This window comes from Enterobacter cloacae complex sp. R_G8 (genome assembly GCF_024599795.1).
Classification (GTDB): domain Bacteria; phylum Pseudomonadota; class Gammaproteobacteria; order Enterobacterales; family Enterobacteriaceae; genus Enterobacter; species Enterobacter dissolvens.
Window position 1 is genome coordinate 4,545,727 of record NZ_CP102246.1, and the last position, 20,962, is coordinate 4,566,688.

Annotated in this window: 19 protein-coding genes; 13 read left to right on the forward strand and 6 right to left on the reverse strand. The window is 59.0% G+C overall.

The window, feature by feature from the left end; all coding sequences use genetic code 11:
• Positions 1 to 10 precede the first annotated feature (10 nt).
• The 3 genes from NQ842_RS21475 to xynR all read left to right on the forward strand — a co-directional run bounded on the left by NQ842_RS21475 (position 11) and on the right by xynR (position 1,977).
• A complete protein-coding gene (locus NQ842_RS21475; protein ID WP_213014347.1) occupies positions 11 to 106 on the forward strand; it encodes a hypothetical protein in 96 nt (31 codons plus the stop codon).
• A complete protein-coding gene (gene argF, locus NQ842_RS21480) occupies positions 76 to 1,080 on the forward strand; it encodes an ornithine carbamoyltransferase (protein WP_257256308.1) in 1,005 nt (334 codons plus the stop codon). Before NQ842_RS21475 ends, argF (NQ842_RS21480) begins: the two co-directional genes overlap by 31 nt.
• Positions 1,081 to 1,218: 138 nt before the next feature.
• Complete coding sequence (xynR, locus tag NQ842_RS21485) at positions 1,219 to 1,977, forward strand: DNA-binding transcriptional repressor XynR (RefSeq protein WP_257256309.1); 759 nt, start codon at positions 1,219 to 1,221, stop codon at positions 1,975 to 1,977.
• Positions 1,978 to 1,981: 4 nt separating this feature from the next.
• Here the strand turns inward: xynR and NQ842_RS21490 are convergent, their stop codons facing one another.
• From NQ842_RS21490 to NQ842_RS21510, 5 genes are all read right to left on the reverse strand, one after another.
• Positions 1,982 to 3,592 carry a glycoside hydrolase family 43 protein gene (locus NQ842_RS21490; RefSeq protein ID WP_257256310.1) on the reverse strand — a complete coding sequence of 537 codons (1,611 nt, stop codon included), beginning with the start codon at positions 3,590 to 3,592 and terminating at the stop codon, positions 1,982 to 1,984.
• Between the two features lie 11 nt (positions 3,593 to 3,603).
• The gene (locus tag NQ842_RS21495; RefSeq protein ID WP_257256947.1) at positions 3,604 to 4,986 is read right to left on the reverse strand and encodes an MFS transporter; all 1,383 of its coding nucleotides are present in this window, start codon (positions 4,984 to 4,986) and stop codon (positions 3,604 to 3,606) included.
• Positions 4,987 to 5,210: 224 nt separating this feature from the next.
• Positions 5,211 to 7,178, reverse strand: coding sequence for a xylonate dehydratase YagF (gene yagF / locus NQ842_RS21500; RefSeq protein ID WP_257256311.1), 1,968 nt, complete (start codon positions 7,176 to 7,178; stop codon positions 5,211 to 5,213).
• A gap of 14 nt (positions 7,179 to 7,192) precedes the next feature.
• A complete protein-coding gene (gene yagE, locus NQ842_RS21505) occupies positions 7,193 to 8,101 on the reverse strand; it encodes a 2-keto-3-deoxygluconate aldolase (RefSeq protein ID WP_058662016.1) in 909 nt (302 codons plus the stop codon).
• A gap of 239 nt (positions 8,102 to 8,340) precedes the next feature.
• Positions 8,341 to 8,793 carry a YhcH/YjgK/YiaL family protein gene (locus tag NQ842_RS21510; RefSeq protein WP_046887660.1) on the reverse strand — a complete coding sequence of 151 codons (453 nt, stop codon included), beginning with the start codon at positions 8,791 to 8,793 and terminating at the stop codon, positions 8,341 to 8,343.
• 672 nt (positions 8,794 to 9,465) lie between these two features.
• Here NQ842_RS21510 and arcA point away from each other — a divergent pair.
• From arcA to gbpA, 10 genes are all read left to right on the forward strand, one after another.
• Positions 9,466 to 10,686: an arginine deiminase gene (gene arcA, locus NQ842_RS21515; RefSeq protein ID WP_013095371.1), complete on the forward strand. Its 1,221-nt coding sequence runs from the start codon at positions 9,466 to 9,468 to the stop codon at positions 10,684 to 10,686.
• A 9-nt stretch (positions 10,687 to 10,695) separates the two neighbouring features.
• Complete coding sequence (locus NQ842_RS21520; protein ID WP_125364789.1) at positions 10,696 to 11,607, forward strand: carbamate kinase; 912 nt, start codon at positions 10,696 to 10,698, stop codon at positions 11,605 to 11,607.
• Between the two features lie 94 nt (positions 11,608 to 11,701).
• Positions 11,702 to 12,706 carry an ornithine carbamoyltransferase gene (gene argF / locus NQ842_RS21525; RefSeq protein WP_257256312.1) on the forward strand — a complete coding sequence of 335 codons (1,005 nt, stop codon included), beginning with the start codon at positions 11,702 to 11,704 and terminating at the stop codon, positions 12,704 to 12,706.
• A 47-nt stretch (positions 12,707 to 12,753) separates the two neighbouring features.
• The gene (locus NQ842_RS21530; protein ID WP_063426201.1) at positions 12,754 to 14,157 is read left to right on the forward strand and encodes a YfcC family protein; all 1,404 of its coding nucleotides are present in this window, start codon (positions 12,754 to 12,756) and stop codon (positions 14,155 to 14,157) included.
• A gap of 80 nt (positions 14,158 to 14,237) precedes the next feature.
• Entirely contained in the window at positions 14,238 to 14,717 is a 480-nt protein-coding gene (locus NQ842_RS21535; protein WP_043951733.1) for an arginine repressor, read from the forward strand.
• Positions 14,718 to 14,817: 100 nt separating this feature from the next.
• Positions 14,818 to 14,922 carry a pyrBI operon leader peptide gene (locus tag NQ842_RS21540; RefSeq protein WP_022646880.1) on the forward strand — a complete coding sequence of 35 codons (105 nt, stop codon included), beginning with the start codon at positions 14,818 to 14,820 and terminating at the stop codon, positions 14,920 to 14,922.
• A gap of 34 nt (positions 14,923 to 14,956) precedes the next feature.
• Entirely contained in the window at positions 14,957 to 15,889 is a 933-nt protein-coding gene (gene pyrB, locus NQ842_RS21545) for an aspartate carbamoyltransferase (protein ID WP_014830458.1), read from the forward strand.
• Between the two features lie 12 nt (positions 15,890 to 15,901).
• The gene (gene pyrI, locus NQ842_RS21550; RefSeq protein WP_014830457.1) at positions 15,902 to 16,363 is read left to right on the forward strand and encodes an aspartate carbamoyltransferase regulatory subunit; all 462 of its coding nucleotides are present in this window, start codon (positions 15,902 to 15,904) and stop codon (positions 16,361 to 16,363) included.
• Between the two features lie 74 nt (positions 16,364 to 16,437).
• Positions 16,438 to 16,824, forward strand: coding sequence for a 2-iminobutanoate/2-iminopropanoate deaminase (ridA, locus tag NQ842_RS21555; RefSeq protein ID WP_006810315.1), 387 nt, complete (start codon positions 16,438 to 16,440; stop codon positions 16,822 to 16,824).
• A gap of 129 nt (positions 16,825 to 16,953) precedes the next feature.
• Positions 16,954 to 18,408, forward strand: coding sequence for an N-acetylglucosamine-binding protein GbpA (gene gbpA, locus NQ842_RS21560; protein WP_014830456.1), 1,455 nt, complete (start codon positions 16,954 to 16,956; stop codon positions 18,406 to 18,408).
• 75 nt (positions 18,409 to 18,483) lie between these two features.
• Here gbpA and NQ842_RS21565 read toward each other — a convergent pair whose 3' ends face one another.
• Entirely contained in the window at positions 18,484 to 20,868 is a 2,385-nt protein-coding gene (locus NQ842_RS21565; protein WP_257256313.1) for a beta-N-acetylhexosaminidase, read from the reverse strand.
• Positions 20,869 to 20,962 lie beyond the last annotated feature (94 nt).

A 20,962-nucleotide genomic window follows, 5' to 3' on the forward strand; every position in this document is an offset into this window, starting at 1 on the left:
GGGGTTGCAAATGAATAATTACACATATAAAGTGAATTTTAATTCAATAAGTGGCGTTCGCCATGTGAGGATAAAATGTCTGATCTGTACAAGAAACACTTTCTGAAATTGCTCGACTTTACCCCTGCACAGTTCACTTCTCTGCTGACTCTTGCCGCACAGCTCAAAGCCGATAAAAAAAATGGCAAGGAAGTACAAAAACTTACTGGCAAAAACATCGCGCTCATCTTCGAAAAAGACTCAACCCGTACACGATGCTCTTTCGAAGTTGCCGCATTTGACCAAGGCGCGCGCGTCACCTATTTAGGGCCGAGCGGCAGCCAGATTGGGCATAAAGAGTCAATTAAGGACACCGCGCGCGTGCTTGGGCGGATGTACGACGGCATTCAGTATCGCGGTCACGGCCAGGAAGTGGTCGAGACGCTGGCGCAGTACGCGGGCGTGCCGGTATGGAACGGGCTGACCAACGAGTTCCACCCAACGCAGCTGCTGGCGGACCTGCTGACCATGCAGGAGCACCTGCCGGGCAAGGCGTTTAACGAGATGACGCTGGTCTACGCGGGCGACGCGCGCAACAACATGGGCAACTCAATGCTGGAAGCAGCGGCGCTGACCGGGCTGCATCTGCGCCTGGTGGCCCCGAAAGCCTGCTGGCCGGAAGAGAGCCTGGTGGCGGAGTGCAGCGCGCTGGCCCAGAAGCACGGCGGGAAGATCACCCTGACGGAAGACGTGGCGGCAGGCGTGAAGGGTGCGGACTTTATCTATACTGACGTATGGGTGTCGATGGGTGAAGCCAAAGAGAAGTGGGCGGAGCGGATTGCGCTGCTGCGTGGGTATCAGGTAAACGCACAGATGATGGCGCTCACCGGCAACCCGGACGTGAAGTTCCTGCACTGTCTGCCGGCGTTCCATGACGACCAGACCACGCTCGGCAAGCAGATGGCGAAGGAGTTCGACCTGCATGGCGGGATGGAAGTGACGGACGAGGTGTTTGAGTCGGCGGCGAGCATCGTGTTTGACCAGGCGGAAAACCGGATGCATACGATTAAGGCGGTGATGGTGGCGACGCTTGGGGGTTGATTGGATCCTCTGCGCGCTGGTGCCCTCACCCCGGCCCTCTCCCACAGGGAGAGGGAGCAAAACGGCTCTGCTTCATTGATTTTTCACCCCGAAAAAGGTACGTTTTCGCCTTAATTCCAGCGTGGACATGCCAGCATTATGCCGATTATTCAGTCTGTTGAACGTGCGTTGCAGATCCTCGACCTGTTCAACGAGCAGGCCACCGAGCTTAAGATCACCGACATCAGCAAACTGATGGGGCTGAGCAAGAGTACCCTCCACTCGCTGCTAAAAACCCTGCAGCTTCACGGCTATATCGATCAGAACCCGGAGAACGGCAAGTATCGCCTCGGCATGAAGCTGGTCGAGCGCGGTCATTTCGTCGTGGGCTCCATCGATATTCGGCAGAAGGCGAAAGGCTGGCTGACGGAGCTTTCCCGGCTGACCGGGCAGACCACCCATCTGGGGATCCTGGACGGGCGTGAAGGGGTTTATATCGAGAAGATTGAAGGCAAGCTGGCCGCCATCGCCTATTCGCGCATTGGCCGCCGTCTGCCGGTTCACGCCACCGCCATCGGCAAGGTGTTGATTGCCTGGCTGGGCGAGACCGAACTGAACGCCCTGCTGGAGGGCTATCAGTACACCACCTATACCCCTTCCACCCTCGCCTCTCGCGAAGCCTTAATGGCCGCCCTGGCGCAGACCCGCGAGCAGGGATACGCCCTGGATAGCGAAGAGAACGAGCAGGGCGTGCGCTGCGTGGCGGTGCCGGTGTGGAACCATGAATCCCGCGTGATTGCCGCCCTGAGCCTGTCGACGCTGACCTCCCGCGTGGACGACGAAGAGCTGGCTGATTTCCGCGAGCAGCTTCAGCAGGCCGGGCTCCAGCTCTCACGCGCGCTGGGCTACCCGACCTGAGCCGTTATGCCGGCTCGTAGGTGAAGTAGTCGAAGTCCGCGTGGCAGCCGTCGCCGCTGATGTCCTCGCAGTGCAGCCCCACAAACGCGCCGGTGAAGAAGCCGCGCCCGCCGATGTAGTCGTCCGACAGTTTCCACGCCTCATACGTTACCGGCACGGTGTGCCACGTCTCGCCGTCGAACGAGTAGCTGTAGCGGTAAACCAGCGTATCCACGTCCACCCGCAGCCAGACGCTCTCCGCACTCTCCGGTACCGGAATGGGCTGCTCGTGCAGCGGCCATGACGGTACGTTGTGGTCGAGCTGGATCACCTTGATGGTTCTCCCCTGCCCCTCCTCGTAGTCCACAAAGCAGTAGCTCCAGTTTTTGCTGTTGTAGTAGCAGGTCAGCCCCGCGCTCTGCTGGAAGTGGACCGGCGAGAACTGCATCCGCGTCTCCGCCCGGAAGACGAAGTGCTGCCAGCGGCGCGCCACGGTCGACTGGGTAAAGGTCGAGTTGAGCGAGTCGTTGCCGTAGAGCCGTAAGTAGCCGGGCCGCGCGGTGAGCGAGCCGAGGGTGTCGTCGAACGGGATGCGCAGGGTCTGCAGTTCCGGGTCAAGCGTGCTGCCGTCGAAGTCCTCCCGCCAGTTGCCCTGAATGGATGCAGGCTGTTCAGCCACCTGCGGGCCTTTTACGGTCAGCTGCGCGTGCTTGCCGCCTTCTACGTATGGCCAGCCGTCGTGCCATTCAATGCGGGCGATACCGGTTTCGCGCCCCAGCGGACAGTAGCCGCGTCCGCCGGAGGCCAGCAGCGGCACGCCGGGCAGGCGCAGCGGGCGACTGGTGAGGTAGGCCATGTACCACTCCCCGGTGTGGGTCTGCAGCAGCGAGCCGTGGCCACTCTTCTGCAGCGGGTTCTCCGGCAGGTGCCAGCTGGTCATCATCATCACCTCCGGGTGCAGCTCGTACGGCCCGTCGATATTTTTGGAACGCAGCACCACGACGGCGTGCTCGTAGCTGGTGCCGCCTTCGGCGACCATCAGGTAGTACCATCCCGCATGGCGATAGAGGTGCGCGCCTTCGGTGTAGCAGAGCGGCGTGCCGGTAAACAGGGTTTTGCGCTCCGGTGAGAGCGTGCCGGTCTGCGGGTCAAACGCCTGCATCACAATGGTGTTGTGCGGGTTGCTGTGGTGGCGCGGCCCCCACGGGCGGTAGAGGTAGTACTTGCGGCCATCGTCGTCGTGGAACAGGGACGGGTCAAACCCGCCGTTGCCCATCGGGATCGGCTCGCTCCATGGCCCCTCGATGGAGGGCGCGGTAACGAGAAAGTTACGACCGTTTTTCCACGGCGAGTCGACAATCTTCACGTCGGTGTAGAGCAGCCAGAATTTGCCGTCAGCGTAGCTCAGGCACGGCGCCCAGATGCCGCCGGAGTCCGGGTTGCCTTTCATGTCCAGCATCGACACGCGGTCCAGCGGCGTACTGACCAGCGACCAGTTTTTCAGATCGCGGGAGTGATAGATGCGCACGCCGGGGAACCACTCGAAGGTCGAGGTGGCGATGTAGTAGTCCTCGCCCTGGCGGCACAGGGACGGGTCCGGGTTGAAGCCGGTGAGTATCGGGTTAGTGATTTGCATAGTGCCTCCGGTTAATGGGATGCGGCTGTCGCGGCGTCGGGAACGACCTCGCCCTGCGCCGCGCGGTGCTTGATCAGCTGCTGGCTGATGGCCTCCACGCGGGCGTCGGTGAGCTTATAAAACGACAGCATGATGAACATGCCCGCGTAGAGCACCACGGGCACCACGCAGAACAGAATTTTGATGGTGGTAAGCACCTCGACCGGCTGCACGCTGCTGCTGGCGGAGTAGTTGACATACGCCAGGATCCAGCCCACCACCGCCCCGCCAATTGCCAGGCCAATCTTCAGGCTGAACAGATAGGTGGAGAACACCAGCCCGTCGAGGCGTCGCCCGCTGCGGCTTTCTTCGTAATCCACCACGTCAGAGGCCATCAGCCACTGCAGCGGCGTGGTGGTGTTAAAGACAAACAGGAACAGGATGTTGAGGGCGAAAATCAGGGCGATATGCTCCGCCGGGGTGACGAAAATCAGCAGGCTGATCAGCGAGTAGGCGACGATGATCCACTTGAAGGCGGTAACGCGGTCGAAGCGCCCCAGCAGTCGGGAGGAGCAGAGCGAGCCGAACATGGTGGCGAGACTGCCGTAGAGTAAAAACTGGGTCGCCATCTCCGGGTGATCCATCACGTATTTGACGAAGTAGAGCGTCGCCCCACCGCGCACCACGTTGGAGCAGGTCGCCATCATCTTGAACGCGCACATGATCCGCCATTGTCCGTTGCCCAGCAGCAGCTTAAGGTCTTTCGCCACCGACGAGCCCGGCTGCACCTCAAAGGTGTAGCGCTCTTTGGTGGTGAAGAAGCAGACGTAGAGCAGCACCACGCCGGTCAGCCCCAGCACGCACATGGCGCCGAAATAGCCCACCTGCTCGTCCCCTTTGCCGATGATGCTGACCAGCGGCAGCGCGATGCCGCTAATGGCAAGCGAGCCCGCCGCCGCCAGGAAGAAACGCCACGACTGAAGGGCGTGACGCTCTTTCGGGTCGGCGGTAATGACGCCCGGCATGGCGCAATACGGCACGTTAACGAAGGTATAAACCAGGGTCAGGAGAATGTAGGTCACGCAGGCGTAGATGATTTTGCCCTGCGCGGAGAAATCCGGCGTGTAGAAGGTCAGCATGCAGACGATGCCAAACGGGATCGCCCCCCACAGCAGGAACGGGCGGAACTGACCGTAGCGCGTACGGGTGCGGTCCACCAGCAGCCCCATCAGCGGGTCGGTCACGGCGTCGAGCACGCGGGAGACCAAAAACAGCGTGCCCATAATGCCCGCCGACAGGCCAAACACGTCGGTATAAAAGTAGGCCAGCAGGAACATGGTGGCCTGCCAGACAAAGCCGCAGGCGGTGTCACCCAGTCCGTAGCCAATTTTATCTTTCATGGTTAATTGCATCATCATCGCACCTTTATTTTCGTATGCTGATTTCACAACATCGTGTTAATGGAGTGTAATGAGCTGTTCAATTAACCAGCAATGGTCATATCTTATTTCCGAATTACGATATTTTGCTTTTGTGACGCCAACGATATATCACAACACATTGTTTATATTGATAAATTTAAGATACGCAAAAACCGTCCACGGAATATTTCCCGTAGACGGTATCGCTCAGAAAATTATTAAAGTCCGAGTGCTTTTTTACCGGCGTTAATTACCTCGATAATTTTATCGGTGTCATAAATGCAGCCTTTCCAGGTGCCGCCGCTCACCGACTGCAATGCCGCCCACAGGCGGGTATCGTCCGGCAAAAAGTCGTGAGCGTGCAGGTCCGGGTGCGTCTGCCTGACTGCCAGCTCGCGCGCCCCCTCTTCCGGCGTCAGCAGGTTGTCCGCCGTGCCGATAAAGTTCACACTGCCCGTCAGGGTCAGGCGGTCCACGGCAATCTCGATGATGTCGTTGTCGCGCAGCTTGCCAATCGGCCCGCCCGCCAGCGCCTCCGGCGACACGTGGCCGAAGCAGGCGCCCGTCGACACGCCCGAGAAGCGCGCATCGGTGATTAACGACACCGTTTTGCCCCACGAGATGTGTTTGAGCGCAGAGGTGAGCTGGTAGGTCTCTTCCATGCCGGTACCGGACGGCCCGCCGCCGATCACCACCATGATATCGCCCTGTTTAATCTCTTCCTGCTTGATGGCCTTAATGGCCTGTGCTTCCGAGACAAACACCCTCGCCCGGCCGGTATGACGGTAAACACCATCGGCACCCACCACCGACGGGTCAATGGCCGTGGCCTTGATCACCGATCCTTCCGGCGCGATGTTGCCCGTCGGGAAGCAGACCGTCGAGGTCAGCCCTTTCGCTTTTGCCTTCTCGGGCGGCAGGATCACGTCATCCGGATCCACGCCGTCCTGCTCGCGCAGGCACTGGCGGAAGCGCGCCCGCCGTTCGGAGGCCTGCCACCAGTCGAGGTTCTCGCCCACCGTCTGGCCGGTGACGGTCATCGCATCCAGGTGCAGCAGGCCGAGATCGCGCAGATGGAGCATCACCTCCGGCACGCCGCCCGCGAGGAACGCGCGCACGGTCGGGTGGTAGTCCGGGCCGTTGGGCAGCACGCTTACCAGGCGAGGCACCCTGCGGTTGACGCGCGTCCAGTGTTCAACGTCCGGAATAGTACAGCCCGCCGCGTGGGCGATGGCCGGGATGTGCAGCAGTAAATTGGTGGAGCCGCCGAACGCCGCGTGGATCACCATGGCGTTTTCGATGGCTTTGTCGGTGAGGATATCGCGCGTGGCGATGCCGCGGTTATCCAGCTCGCTCACCGCCCGCGCCGACTGGCGGGCGATCTCCAGCCACACCGCCTGCCCGGAAGGCGCCAGCGCGGAGTGCGGCAGCGCCAGACCCAGCGCTTCCGCGACCACCTGCGAGGTGCCCGCCGTGCCGAGAAACTGACACCCGCCGCCCGGCGAGGCGCAGGCGCGACAGCCCAGCTCGGCGGCCTCCTGCAGGGAGAGTTCATGGTTGGCGAAGCGCGCGCCTATGGTCTGCACCTTGCCCGCATCTTCCCCCACGGTGGGCGGCAGCGTCGCCCCGCCCGGTACCAGAATGGTCGGCAGATTGTGCATCGAGGCCAGCGCAATCATGGTGGCAGGCAGCCCTTTATCGCAGGTCGCCACGCCAATGACCGCCCGGCGCGTCGGCAGGGAGCGAATCAGACGACGAAATACGATCGCCGCGTCGTTGCGGTACGGCAGGGAATCAAACATGCCGTGCGTGCCCTGCGAGCGACCGTCGCACGGATCGCTGACGAAGGCCGCAAACGGGATCCCGCCGTTGCGGGTGATCTCCTTCGCCGCCGCCTGCATCTGCATGCCGATCTCCCAGTGCCCGGTGTGGTAGCCCAGCGCAACCGGGCGTCCGTCCCCGGCGCGGATGCCGCCCTGGGTGCCGATAATCAGCACCTCTTTGCCGGTCAGCTTGTTGGCGTCCCAGCCCATTCCGGCGTTCTGGGTCATGCCAAACAGATTGCCGCTGGGGGATTCCATCAGCATCTGCGGGGTCAGCGGCAGCGCGCCCTGCGGCCCCGCCGCATGGGTGATGACGGCATAAAACGCATCATCCTGCGGGGTGAAAATGTTCTCGATGGTCATGGTTATCGTCCGGCTCAGCAGAGCTTGAGCTGTTGCAGCAGGGTTTTCAGCTGCGCCTTACGCGGCTCGTCCAGCGCAGAGGCGGGCGGCAGCACGTGGGTAGAAATCGGGCGGCCGCAGAGCACAATCGCCTCTTTAATGACGTTCACAAACGGCGTATCCAGCTGATACATCTGCGGTATTTGCAGTAAGGTCTGATGATACTCAGCCGCTTTCGCCACGTCTTTATCCCGCCAGGCTTTCAGAAGATTCACCGACACCTGCGGAGCAAAGTTGCCGCTGGCCGAGATCGCCCCGTCGCCGCCGAGCAGCAGGGTATTGAACAGATGATCGTCGTAGCCGCACAGCACGGTGAAGTGCGGATGGGCGGCTTTGACGGTGTGGATCATGCTGCGCAGATGGGCCACGGAGTCGATGGTGTCTTTGATGCCGACGATGTTGCTGCGCGAGTCGGCCAGGGTTTTCACCAGCGCCGGGGTTAGATCCTGCCCGGTCAGCGCCGGGAAGTTATAGAGGATCACCGGCAGCGTAACGCTGTCGGCCACCTGCTCGAAGTAGCGGATCAGGTTCGCTTCAGACACCTTCCAGTAGTAGGGGTTGATCACCACGATGCCGTCCGCCCCCGCCTGCTGGGCGTGCTGGCTCAGTTCAATGGTTTCCCGGGCGTTGGTGCCACCGGTGCCGATCAGCACCGGCACACGACGATCGACGTGATCGATAGCAAAGCGGGCAATGGTTTTACGCTCTTCGGCGCTGAGCTGGGAGAACTCGCCGCCGCTGCCCAGGAAGAACAGGCCGTCAACGCCAGCCGCGATCAGATCGTCGATCAGCGCGGCGGTGCCCTGCTTATCAAGCTGGCCATCGGCGGTAAAAATGGTGGAGACAGGGGGAATGATTCCCGTGAACAACGCGGACTGCGGCATGAGATCTCCTTGCTGAATCAATTTGTTCTACATTATAGAACGGTGTTCATTAATTTAACGATCATACTATGACGCAGAAAAAGCGCAGGTAAATGAGAAGGGAAGAAGGAGTGTGGGAAATTTAAGCTGGATCACATTATGCGTGGGTGCGGTCTGGTGCCCTCACCCTAACCCTCTCCCACAGGGAGAGGGAACTTTTACACCCTCTCCCCTTGGGAGAGGGCCGGGGTGAGGGAAAATTACCCCACCAACATCTTAACAACCACTTTCCTGACCTTAGCAGGCGCGCCCACCGCGCACAGCGGCTTATGCACCTCACCTGGCCAGAACACCACGAAATCCCCTTCGCTCAGCACCACGGTTTTCTCCTGCTCGCCTTCCGGCAGGAACGCGATGTCTTTGTCCGCCAGCCAGTCGGTGTCCGGCGTGCCGTGTGGCAAGGTACTGAACGTCATCCCTTCCTGCCCTTTGAGCACAATCTGAATGTCCAGATAGCGCGCATGGTACTCCGCGCGGCGCTCGGCAAACGGCTGGGTCATGTCTTCGGAGACCAGATAAAACAGGTTGTTGCCGTTGATATCGTGTTTGCCCAGCGGCGTGGCGTCGGTGACGTGGGCTTTAACGTGCTCAATGGCCTGACGCAGGGGTTCTGGTAGCCAGACTTGCAGATGGTGGATGTTGCCGATAATCATAATCAAACCCTCATTATAAAACACTGTTTCATTTTTATCTTTTATACGAGAATTCAAACTGCCATACCAGCCCTTTTTCGCGGAGAGTTGCGCGAACGCATGTTTATCGGGAAAGGTGTTAATTTGCTGTTAATCCCTCGCAGGCATTTATGCAGTTGTTATGCATAACCTCAGCGCGTCGTGACGATGCCGTGGCGCTAACTCACTGATCGTACTGCCTTCATCATAAAACTCGCGCCAGCTTCACACTTTATCATTTTGATTATTTGCTATTAAATTCCATAATTATTTATTGATTTTTCTTAAGTCAAAAATAGTTAATTGGCTATTCTGCATAGCCATTCCGCGACCGGAATTAAATCATTTGAAATCAACAACATAACCAAATATGTCAAAACATTAAATTCTACAAAATAATAACAAGTTCAAATAATGCCAACGGATCCTGCTTAGCTATTCACCGGTTAATAATATCAAATTAATCATTATCTGATGCGAATCATGCAAATGAAAACAAACCCCTCAATACCTAATTTCACGTGAGCAACGTCACAATACGGTTTATTTAAGCGCCTACTATTGACCACGAAATCAATTGAGCTTAGCCGCCATATCATTACACGAATATGGCGCATGCCCTTTTTATTCTGAAAAACAGTTAAAGGAATAATTATGGAAAAGCATTATGTCGGTTCTGAAATTGGTCAATTGCGTAGCGTGATGCTGCACCGCCCTAATTTAAGTCTTAAACGCTTAACCCCATCAAACTGTCAGGAGCTGTTATTTGATGATGTGCTCTCGGTTGAGCGGGCGGGTGAGGAGCATGACATTTTCGCAAACACGCTGCGCGAGCAGGGTGTGGAAGTCCTGCTGTTGACCGACCTTCTCACCCAAACGCTTGATATTGCGGAGGCGAAGGCCTGGCTGCTGGAGACGCAAATCTCCGACTATCGCCTCGGCCCAACCTTTGCCAGCGACGTGCGCGGCTGGCTGGCAGATATGCCGCACCGGGAACTGGCGCGCAGACTGAGCGGCGGATTAACCTACGGTGAAATTCCGGCGGCGATTAAAAATATGGTGGTGGATACCCACACGGCGAATGATTTTATTATGAAGCCGCTGCCAAACCATTTATTTACCCGCGATACCTCGTGCTGGATTTATAACGGCGTCTCCATTAACCCGATGGCCAAACCGGCCCGCCAGCGTGAAACCAATAACCTGCGAGCCATATATCGCTGGCACCCGGCATTCGCCGATGGCGAATTTATTAAGTATTTCGGCGACGAGAATATTAATTATGACCACGCCACTCTGGAGGGCGGCGACGTATTAGTGATTGGCCGCGGCGCGGTATTAATTGGCATGTCTGAACGCACCACCCCGCAGGGCGTGGAGTTCCTCGCCAACAGCCTGTTTAAACATCGCCAGGCCGAGCGTGTGATCGCCGTTGAGCTGCCAAAACACCGCTCCTGCATGCACCTCGACACCGTCATGACCCACATCGACGTGGACACGTTCTCCGTCTACCCGGAAGTGGTGCGTAAAGACGCCCAGTGCTGGACGCTCACCCCGGACGGACGCGGCGGCCTGCTGCGCACCCAGGAAACCGACCTGCTGCACGCCATCGAGAAAGCGCTCGGCATTAATCAGGTACGCCTGATCACCACCGGCGGCGACGCCTTTGAAGCTGAACGCGAGCAGTGGAACGACGCCAACAACGTGCTCACCATCCGCCCGGGCGTGGTGATCGGCTACGAGCGCAACGTCTGGACCAACGAGAAATACGACAAAGCGGGGATCACCGTGCTGCCAATCCCGGGCGACGAACTGGGACGCGGTCGCGGCGGCGCGCGCTGCATGAGCTGCCCACTGGAACGCGACGGAATTTAAGGAGCCACTATGGAACGAAAACCCACTCTGGTTGTGGCCCTGGGCGGCAACGCATTGCTCAAACGCGGCGAACCGCTGGAAGCCGAGATCCAGCGTAAAAACATCGACCTCGCGGCCCGCACCATCGCCGGGCTGACGGCGCAGTGGCGCGTGGTGCTGGTGCACGGCAACGGGCCGCAGGTCGGGCTGCTGGCGTTGCAGAACAGCGCCTACGACAAAGTCGCCCCCTACCCGCTGGACGTTCTCGGCGCCGAAAGCCAGGGGATGATCGGCTACATGCTCCAGCAGGCGCTAAAAAACAGCCTGCCCCAGCGCGAGGTGAGCGTCCTGCTCACTCAGGTGGAGGTGGACGCCGACGACCCGGCCTTCAGCAACCCGACCAAGTACATCGGCCCGGTCTACAGCGAAGCCCAGGCAAAAACGCTACAGGCGGAAAAAGGCTGGGTGTTCAGGGCCGACGGCAGCTACTTCCGCCGCGTGGTGCCCTCTCCCCAGCCGAAACGCATCGTTGAGAGCGATGCCATCGCGGCGCTGATCCAGCGCGACCACCTGGTGATCTGCAACGGCGGCGGCGGCGTGCCGGTGGTGGAAAACGCCAACGGCTATCACGGCATTGAGGCGGTGATCGACAAAGACCTCTCCGCCGCCCTGCTGGCGCGTCAGATTGAGGCGGATGCCCTGCTGATCCTCACCGATGCCGACGCGGTGTACCTCGACTGGGGCAAACCAACCCAGCGCCCGCTGGCGCAGGTGACGCCGGAACTGCTCAAGGGCATGGCGTTCGACGCCGGCTCTATGGGGCCGAAGGTCGCCGCCTGCCGCGAGTTTGTTGAGGCCTGCAACGGGATTGCCGGGATCGGCGCGCTGGCCGACGGCGCGGAGATCCTCGCGGGCGAGAAAGGCACGTTGATTCGTAATTGAGCACACTCTCCCCTCACCCTAACCCTCTCCCCTTTGGGGAGAGGGCCGGGGTGAGGGGTAAGGTCTTAGACATTAATTTAAAAAGGATTTACCCATGACCATCAACCTGAAAAACCGCAACTTCCTCAAACTGCTGGACTACACCCCGGCAGAGATCCAGTACCTGATCGACCTCGCCATCGAGCTGAAGGCGGCCAAAAAAGCCGGGCGCGAGAAGAAAACCCTGGTCGGGAAAAACATCGCCCTGATTTTTGAAAAAACCTCCACCCGCACCCGCTGCGCCTTTGAAGTGGGCGCGTTTGACCAGGGCGCGCAGGTGACCTACCTCGGCCCAAGCGGATCGCAGATCGGCCATAAAGAGTCGATGAAAGACACCGCCCGCGTGCTGGGCCGCATGTATGACGGCATCGAATATCGCGGCTACGGCCAGGCCATCGTCGAAGAGCTGGGCGAATACGCGGGCGTACCGGTGTGGAACGGCCTGACCGACGAGTTCCACCCCACCCAAATCCTCGCCGACCTGATGACCATGCTGGAGCACTCGCCGGGCAAAACCCTGCCGGAGCTGAGCTTTGCCTATCTCGGCGACGCGCGCAACAACATGGGCAACTCCCTGATGGTCGGCGCAGCCAAGATGGGGATGGATATCCGCCTCGTCGCGCCGAAATCCTTCTGGCCGGAAGCGGGTCTGGTTGAGCAGTGCCGCGCCATCGCCAAAGAGACGGGCGCGCGCATCACGCTGACCGACGACGTGGAAGAAGGCGTGCGGGGGACCGATTTCCTCTACACCGACGTGTGGGTCTCCATGGGCGAGCCGAAGGAGGCCTGGGCCGAGCGCGTCAGCCTGATGAAGCCGTATCAGATTAACGCGCAGGTGATGAAAGCCACCGGCAACCCGAACGTCAAGTTCATGCACTGCCTGCCCGCGTTCCACAACGAGCACACCAAAGTGGGCCGCGAGATCGAGATGGCGTACGGGCTGAAGGGGCTGGAGGTGACGGAAGAGGTCTTCGAATCACCGAACTCCATCGTCTTCGACGAAGCAGAAAACCGCATGCACACCATTAAAGCGGTCATGGTGGCGACACTCGGCGACTAATCACCGCCCGGCGCGCCGCGGGGTGCGCCGGGGTTCAGGAGAACATCATGGGCAAGTTTAAGTTTCCCTCAGCTTACACCATTCTCTTTTTTCTGATTGCCGTCGTGGCCGTGCTGACGTGGATTGTGCCGGCCGGGCAGTACCATATGGCAATGAACGAGGCGCTCGGCAAGGATGTGCCGGTTGCCGGAACCTACGCGCACGTGGCGGCCCACCCGCAGGGGCTGGTTTCCGTCCTGATGGCTCCCATTGCCGGGCTGTACGATCCGGAGTCCGGCCAGGCCGGGGCGATCGACGTAGCGCTGTTTATCCTGATCATCGGGGGATTTCTCGGGATCGTCACCAAAACCGGGGCGATCGACGCCGGGATCGAGCGCGTCACCACGCGATTACGCGGGCGTGAAGAGTGGATGATCCCGATCCTGATGGCGCTGTTCGCCGCAGGCGGCACCATCTACGGCATGGCCGAAGAGTCACTGCCGTTCTACACCCTGCTGGTGCCGGTAATGCTTGCCGCCCGTTTTGATCCGGTTGTCGCGGCCTCCACCGTGCTGCTCGGCGCGGGGATCGGCACACTCGGCTCCACCATCAACCCCTTCGCCACGGTGATCGCCGCCAACGCCGCCGGGATCCCCTTCACCAACGGTATCGCCCTGCGCGTGGCGCTGCTGGTCATCGGCTGGATCATCTGCGTGGCGTGGGTAATGCGTTACGCCCGTAAGGTGCGCCAGGATCCGTCTCTCTCCATCGTCGCAGACAAACAGGAAGAGAACCGCGCCCATTTCCTTGGCAACAAGGGGGAACAGTCGCTGGAATTTACCCCGGTGCGCAAAATCATCCTGGTCATTTTCGCCCTCGCCTTCGCGGTGATGATTTACGGCGTGGCGGTGCTGGGCTGGTGGATGGCGGAGATCTCGGCGGTGTTTCTCGCCAGTGCCATTATCGTCGGCCTGATCGCCCGCATGAGTGAAGAGGAGCTGACCTCGACGTTTATCAACGGCGCACGAGATTTGCTGGGCGTCGCGCTGATTATCGGCATTGCCCGCGGTATCGTAGTCATCATGGATAAGGGCATGATTACCCACACCATTTTACACAGCGCGGAAGGGCTGGTCAGCGGGTTGTCCACGGTGGCGTTTATCAACGTGATGTACTGGCTGGAGGTGGTGCTGTCGTTTCTTGTGCCTTCTTCATCCGGCCTGGCCGTTCTGACGATGCCGATCATGGCACCGCTTGCCGATTTCGCTAACGTCAACCGCGACCTGGTAGTCACGGCTTACCAGTCAGCCTCCGGTATCGTTAACCTGGTGACGCCCACCTCTGCGGTGGTTATGGGCGGGCTGGCTATCGCCCGCGTGCCCTACGTGCGCTACCTGAAATGGGTGGCGCCGCTGCTGGCGATCCTGACGGTGGTGATCATGGTGGCGTTAAGCCTGGGGGCAGTGTTGTAATTTGCCGGATGGCGCTGCGCTTATCCGGCCTACGGATCGGTGCGGTGCCACCGGTTATTTCGGGAACTAATATGGGAACTATGATGGATTACGAAGAGTACTCTCCCAAAGAGCAACTGCAGCTTACGGTGTGCCAGCGTCTGATCGCGGAAAAGAGCTATCTCTCCCAGGAAGAGATTCGCCGCGATTTGCAGGAGCGTGGTTTTGAGACCATCAGCCAGTCCACCGTTTCACGTCTGCTCAAGTTGCTTGGTGTCATAAAAATTCGAAATGCCAAAGGGCTAAAGATTTATTCGTTGAATCCTCTTCTGCGCCCTGCCCCCGACGCCGCGCGTACCGTTTCCGAAATGGTGGTCAGCGTGGAGCATAATAGCGAATTTATCCTTATTCATACCGTGGCCGGATATGGCCGCGCGGTGGCGCGCATTCTGGATTATCACCAGTTACCGGAAATTTTAGGCGTGGTTGCCGGAAGCAGTATTGTCTGGGTCGCCCCCCGGGTGGTGAAGCGTACCGCGCTGGTGCATAAGCAAATTAATTATTTACTCAGAACGCATTAATATTCATAAAGAACCGTTTGCATTGAGTAAAGCGTGCATTAAATTGCTTGATCCGGACATCGGGGTGCGTATAATGCCCGACAATTTGCCGGGAGGAAGCATGGTCAAGCGTGTTCGACATAACGTCTTACCGCGTCTGAAATCAGACGCTGGCCTGCCGTTTTTCTTCCCGTTGCTAAACCTATTCCCAGAGCCCCTCATTTGAGGGGCTTTTTTTTGCCCGGCGTCAGGAGATAAACATGAATCCGCTTTATCAAAAACACATCATTTCCATAAACGACCTCAGCCGCGAAGAGCTGGAACTGGTTCTGGAAACCGCGGCAAAACTGAAGGCCAATCCGCAACCGGAGCTGCTGAAGCACAAGGTGATTGCGAGCTGCTTCTTTGAAGCCTCGACCCGCACCCGCCTCTCCTTTGAAACCTCCATGCACCGCCTGGGCGCGAGCGTGGTAGGCTTCTCAGACAGCAGCAACACGTCGCTGGGTAAAAAAGGCGAAACCCTGGCGGACACCATTTCAGTGATCAGCACCTACGTTGACGCGATTGTAATGCGTCACCCGCAGGAGGGCGCAGCCCGTCTGGCGACCGAGTTCTCCGGCGGTATTCCGGTGCTGAACGCCGGTGACGGCGCCAACCAGCATCCAACGCAAACCCTGCTGGATCTGTTCACCATTCAGGAGACCCAGGGCCGTCTGGAAAACCTGAACATCGCCATGGTCGGCGACCTGAAATATGGCCGCACGGTTCACTCCCTGACCCAGGCGCTGGCGAAATTCAACGGCAACCGCTTCTTCTTCATCGCCCCGGACGCGCTGGCGATGCCGCAGTACATCCTCGACATGCTGGACGAAAAAGGCATCCCGTGGAGCCTGCACGCCAGCATCGAAGAGGTGATGGGCAACGTGGATATTCTGTATATGACCCGCGTGCAGAAAGAGCGTCTGGATCCGTCCGAGTACGCCAACGTGAAGGCGCAGTTTGTGCTGCGCGCCAGCGACCTCGAGGGCGCGCGCGACAACATGAAGGTGCTGCACCCGCTGCCACGCATCGATGAGATCACCACAGACGTGGATAAAACGCCGCACGCCTGGTACTTCCAGCAGGCCGGAAACGGCATCTTCGCCCGCCAGGCGTTACTGGCACTGGTTCTGAATCGCGAATTGGCTCTGTAAGGGGAAACGACAATGACACACGATAACAAACTCCAGGTTGAAGCCATCAAACGTGGCACCGTGATTGACCACATCCCTGCGCAGGTCGGTTTTAAGCTGCTGACGCTGTTCAAACTGACCGAAACCGACCAGCGCATCACCATTGGCCTGAACCTGCCGTCAGGCGAAATGGGCCGCAAGGACCTGATCAAGATCGAGAATACCTTCCTGACCGACGAGCAGGTTAACCAGCTGTCGCTTTACGCGCCGGACGCCACAGTGAACCGCATCGACGATTACGACGTGGTGGGTAAATCACGCCCAAGCCTGCCGGAGCGGATTGAGAGCGTGCTGGTTTGCCCGAACAGCAACTGCATCAGCCACGCGGAGCCGGTTTCCTCCAGTTTCGCAGTGAAAAAACGCGCCGATGACATCGCACTCAAATGCAAATACTGCGAAAAAGAGTTTTCTCATTATGTGGTGCTGGCCAACTAATTGAGGTTGGTAAAGGATCCCGGCCTCCCTATAATGGCCGGGACTCTTAAATCAGCTGTTATTCTGGAGAAATCATGACCAAAGTACTCGCGACGGAAAATGCACCAGCGGCTATCGGCCCATACGTTCAGGGCGTTGATCTGGGTAGCATGATTATTACCTCTGGCCAGATCCCGGTGAACCCGAAGACCGGTGAAGTGCCAGCCGACGTAGCGGCGCAGGCGCGTCAGTCGCTGGAAAACGTGCAGGCGATCGTGGAATCCGCAGGCCTGAAAGTGGGCGACATCGTGAAAACCACCGTTTTCGTGAAAGATCTGAACGATTTCGCCACCGTTAACGCCACTTACGAAGCGTTCTTCACCGAGCATAACGCCTCTTTCCCGGCGCGCTCCTGCGTGGAAGTGGCTCGTCTGCCAAAAGACGTGAAAATTGAAATCGAAGCGATTGCCGTACGTCGCTGATTGATAGCAGCAGAGAATGGGCGGCTTCGGCTGTCCATTTTTTTGGTTATTTTTCCTCTCACCACAGCATGATCTTCCCCCCCGCCATTAATAACATCACCCTGCGTATTTATTATTAATGGACTAACAATGAAATTATCAAAGATTGCCCTTGCGATGGCGACCCTGACCGTTGCTTCATCCGCTTTAGCGCACGGATATATTGAATCCCCTGCCAGCCGCGCTTATATGTGCAAGCTCGGTCAAAACATTGACTGTGGCTCCGTTCAGTATGAACCGCAGAGTGTGGAGAAAACCTCCGGCTTCCCGGGCGGTGCGATGCCGCCAGACGGCCAGCTTGCCAGCGCGGGGATTGCGAATTACTCCCAGCTGGATAAACAGAGCCTGAACGCGTGGACGAAAAGCCCCATGACTGCCGGCCCACATGAGTTTGTCTGGTATCACACCGCGCCGCACAAAACCACCAACTGGCGTTACTACATCACCAAACAAAACTGGGATCCGAATAAACCCCTGACCCGCGATCAGTTTGAATTAACCCCGTTCTGTACCGTGAATGGAAATGGCCAGGCCCCCGCGATGCGGAAAGCCATGACCTGTAATGTACCTGCGCGAACGGGTTACCAAGTGATTTATGGCGTCTGGGAAATAGCGGATACCTCGAACAGTTTCTACCAGGCCATTGACGTTGATTTCGGTAACGGCGGCAATGTTACCCCGGATGACGGTGCCGGCATTGAATCAGAGTGGAGCAAAGTCCTCAGCGGCCAGATTGCGGGAAATAACCTGAACGTCGGCGATAAGGTCATTGCTCGCTTCTTCGATGCGCACGGTGAAGTGACGTCCCTGCGCACGGAAATGACGATCGCCACGGCCGCGCAGGCGGATGCCAACCAGTGGTCGTACGATCTGGCGCAGAAAATTAACACCGCGCACCAGGACATTCGCGTCGGGGTGAAGGATGAGGGTGGCGAGATTAGCCCGGTCCATGGCGCGAACAGCGTATTCGTCAAAGAGGGCAGCGCCCTGCAGTCCGTTGCGATTTCGTACGAAGAGCAGAAGGAGGAGGTCAACGAAACCATCGCCGTCAGCAATTTGCACTACAGCAAAATCGAGAACGGCAATGCGACCGTCACCTTCCATGTGAATACCCACGGTAACGTCGATTTCGAAGCCCACGTCATGAACCATCACGGGGCGGAAAAAGGGTATCTGAAGCAGGAGATGAACAACGCTAATCAGGACGTCACCCTGACGCTGACCGGCGTTGAGGCGGGTCACCACATGCTGAAGTACTACGCCACCAATAAAGACGGCACGCTGTTTGCGCAGGATGTGCTGAACCTGATGCTGGAAGAGGAAGCCGCGGCGGACAACAGCACCGGTCAGCATGACTACATCTTCCCGGATAACATCGCGTCGTACAAAGCGGGCACCGTGGTGCTGCAGCCAAAAGACGGTAAGACCTACCAGTGTAAGCCTTTCCCGTACAGCGGCTACTGCGTGCAGTGGAGCAAGTATGCGACCCAGTTTGAGCCGGGCACAGGTTCACACTGGAAAGAGGCGTGGGTGCTTAAGCACTGAGTCGTCTGATTCCCTCACCCCGGCCCTCTCCCAAAGGGAGAGGGTGTATAAATTCCCTCTCCCCCTGGGAGAGGGTTACTGATTCCGCGTCGCGCGCAGCAGCGTCTCCAGCGGGTACACCGCCGCAATCACCACTTCGTCCTGAACCTTCGCCGCGTTATCCAGCTCACTCTGAATCGAGGCGATCTCTTTATCGTCCAGCGTGCCCTGACGCGCCACCAGATCGGTGAGCCTCAGGCCAATCGAGGCCAGCTTATCCACCTCCTGAATCACCGGCTTGATCGCCTTCAGCTGATAGCTGTTTTCACTCAGTGCCAGCGCGTCGCTGGTATTGCTCTGCCAGCGGTTAAACACATGGCGCAGCGCGTCGGCACTTTCGGTATCCTCGGCGTCGCTCACCAGACGGTCGGCCCATTTGTTCATCTGGCGCACGGTGGCGCTTTCGGCGTTCAGCGCATCCGCGAAGCGGTTGAGCGGCTCAAACTGATGGTAGTTTCCGGCCTGGAATTTGAGATGCTGACGAGTGTAATACTGCGCAGGCTCCACCGCCTGGGCGAGGATTTGCAGCGGCAGCGTATCGGCATTCCCGGCAAGGCGCGTGAACTGCACCTGCTGCTGGGTGTGCTGCTGCAGCCCGACCGAGACCGTCGACCAGCTGTCCATCGCCTGCAGGCGGGTGTACATGTTGTCGACATCGTTGACGTCCTGCGCGGACCACAGGCGCTCCGCCACCGCAAAGGTACGCGGCCACAGGCGGATATCCAGCACCGGCGCGACCACGTTTTCCGCCCACAGCGCGGCTTCGCCGCCGATGAGGCTGGCCTGATTTGCGGTATCCGGCACTACCGGCGGGGTGCCTTTGGGGACCTCATCCAGACGCGTGCCGCTGATCGGGTAGCGGACGTTCCCCACCAGGAAATACCCCGTGAGCGTATCGTTATCAACCGACACCACCGGGCGCGTTTCGCCCATCCAGGTATCAACGGTAAACGTCACCTGATTGTCATCGCGCCACGCAATGTTATCCACCGCGCGGCGTGACTTGCCGGCAAAATCAATAAATCCGCGCCAGCCGGACTCCCCTTTCACCAGCGTGAAGCTGCCTTCGACCGGCTTGCCTTTCAGACGCGGCATGGAGAAGGCCCAGCTCTGGGCGCTGTCAGTGTCGGCAATCACGTCCACGCCGTTTAAGGCCTGCGGCACGATCTCATTGCGGTAGTGGTAAGCGGTGGACTGCGGCTGATCGAGATAGAAGCCCGTCGAGAGGATCCCTTTGTAGCCGTTCTGCGCCACCTGTCCCAGCGCGTCCTGCCCCTGCCAGGACTGGATCAGAATGCTTTTGGGCAGATCGGGATGGTAGATCTCATCCCAGCCCACCATCTGCCGGTGGTGTTTCTCAAGGATCGTTTCCAGCTTGCGGTTGAAATACGCCTGCAGCGCGTGGCTGTCCGCCAGCTTGTGGTCGCGCATAAACTGCTGAATGGCCGGATTCGCTTTCCACTGGCTGTCGTCCACCTCATCGCCACCGATGTGCAGATAGGGATCGGGGAAGATCGCCGCCAGTTCGCTGACCATCGCGTCAGCAAAGGCGTAAGTGGCCTCCCTGGTCGGATCCAGCACCGGCTTTAAGACTCCCCAGTGGCGCTCCATTTCGTACGGCCCCGGCGCGCTCATCAGCGCCGGGTAGGCCACGGCAATGGCCGAGGCGTGGCCCGGCATATCGATCTCCGGCACGACGCGGATACCGCGCGCGGCGGCATAGCGGACAATCTCGCGCATCTGCTCCGGCGTGTAGAACAGCCCGTCGCTGGCAAGCTGGGTCAGCTTAGGATAGCGCGTTGAGCTGAAGCGCCAGCCCTGATCGTCGGTTAAATGCCAGTGCAGCACGTTGAGTTTTGCCGCGGCCATACCGTCGATCTGGCGTTTGATATCCGCCAGCGGGATAAAGTGGCGCGCCGAGTCCAGCAGCAGCCCGCGCCACGGGAAGCGCGGGGAATCTTCAATGGTCACCCACGGTACAGAGGTGTTTTCCGCGCCGTTTTGCACCAGCTGGAGCAGCGTTTCCATAGCGCGCAGCGCGCCGAAGCGGGTGTTGGCGGAGATATCCACCCCGTTGGCATCCACCGTCAGCCTGTAGCTTTCGTCGCTGTCCGGCAGCGGCTGCGGCTTCACTTTTTTGGCGATGGCAATGCGGATGGTCGGTTTTTCGGGTTTGTCGGTCTGCGGCTGCAGCGTCCAGCCGGTTTGCAGGGCAATACGCTGGCGCAGGCGGTTAACGGCGTCACCGAGATCGTCTCCGCTGACGCTTACGGAGAGTTGATTATTAAGCACCAGCGCGCCCTGAGTGGTCGGGCGTTCAACCTTCGCAGGCCAGGGCATCAGGGGAAGATCGCCTGCCGGGGCGGCAAACGCTGACGCGCCGAGCAGCAGCCCGGCGGTTAAGAGACTGTACCGTAACATGAATGTTCCTTATCTGACGGGCCAAATACAGGCAAAACATTCTGGTAACATGCGCTCAATTTGTCGTCAAGCGAATGCGCCGACGGCGATCACA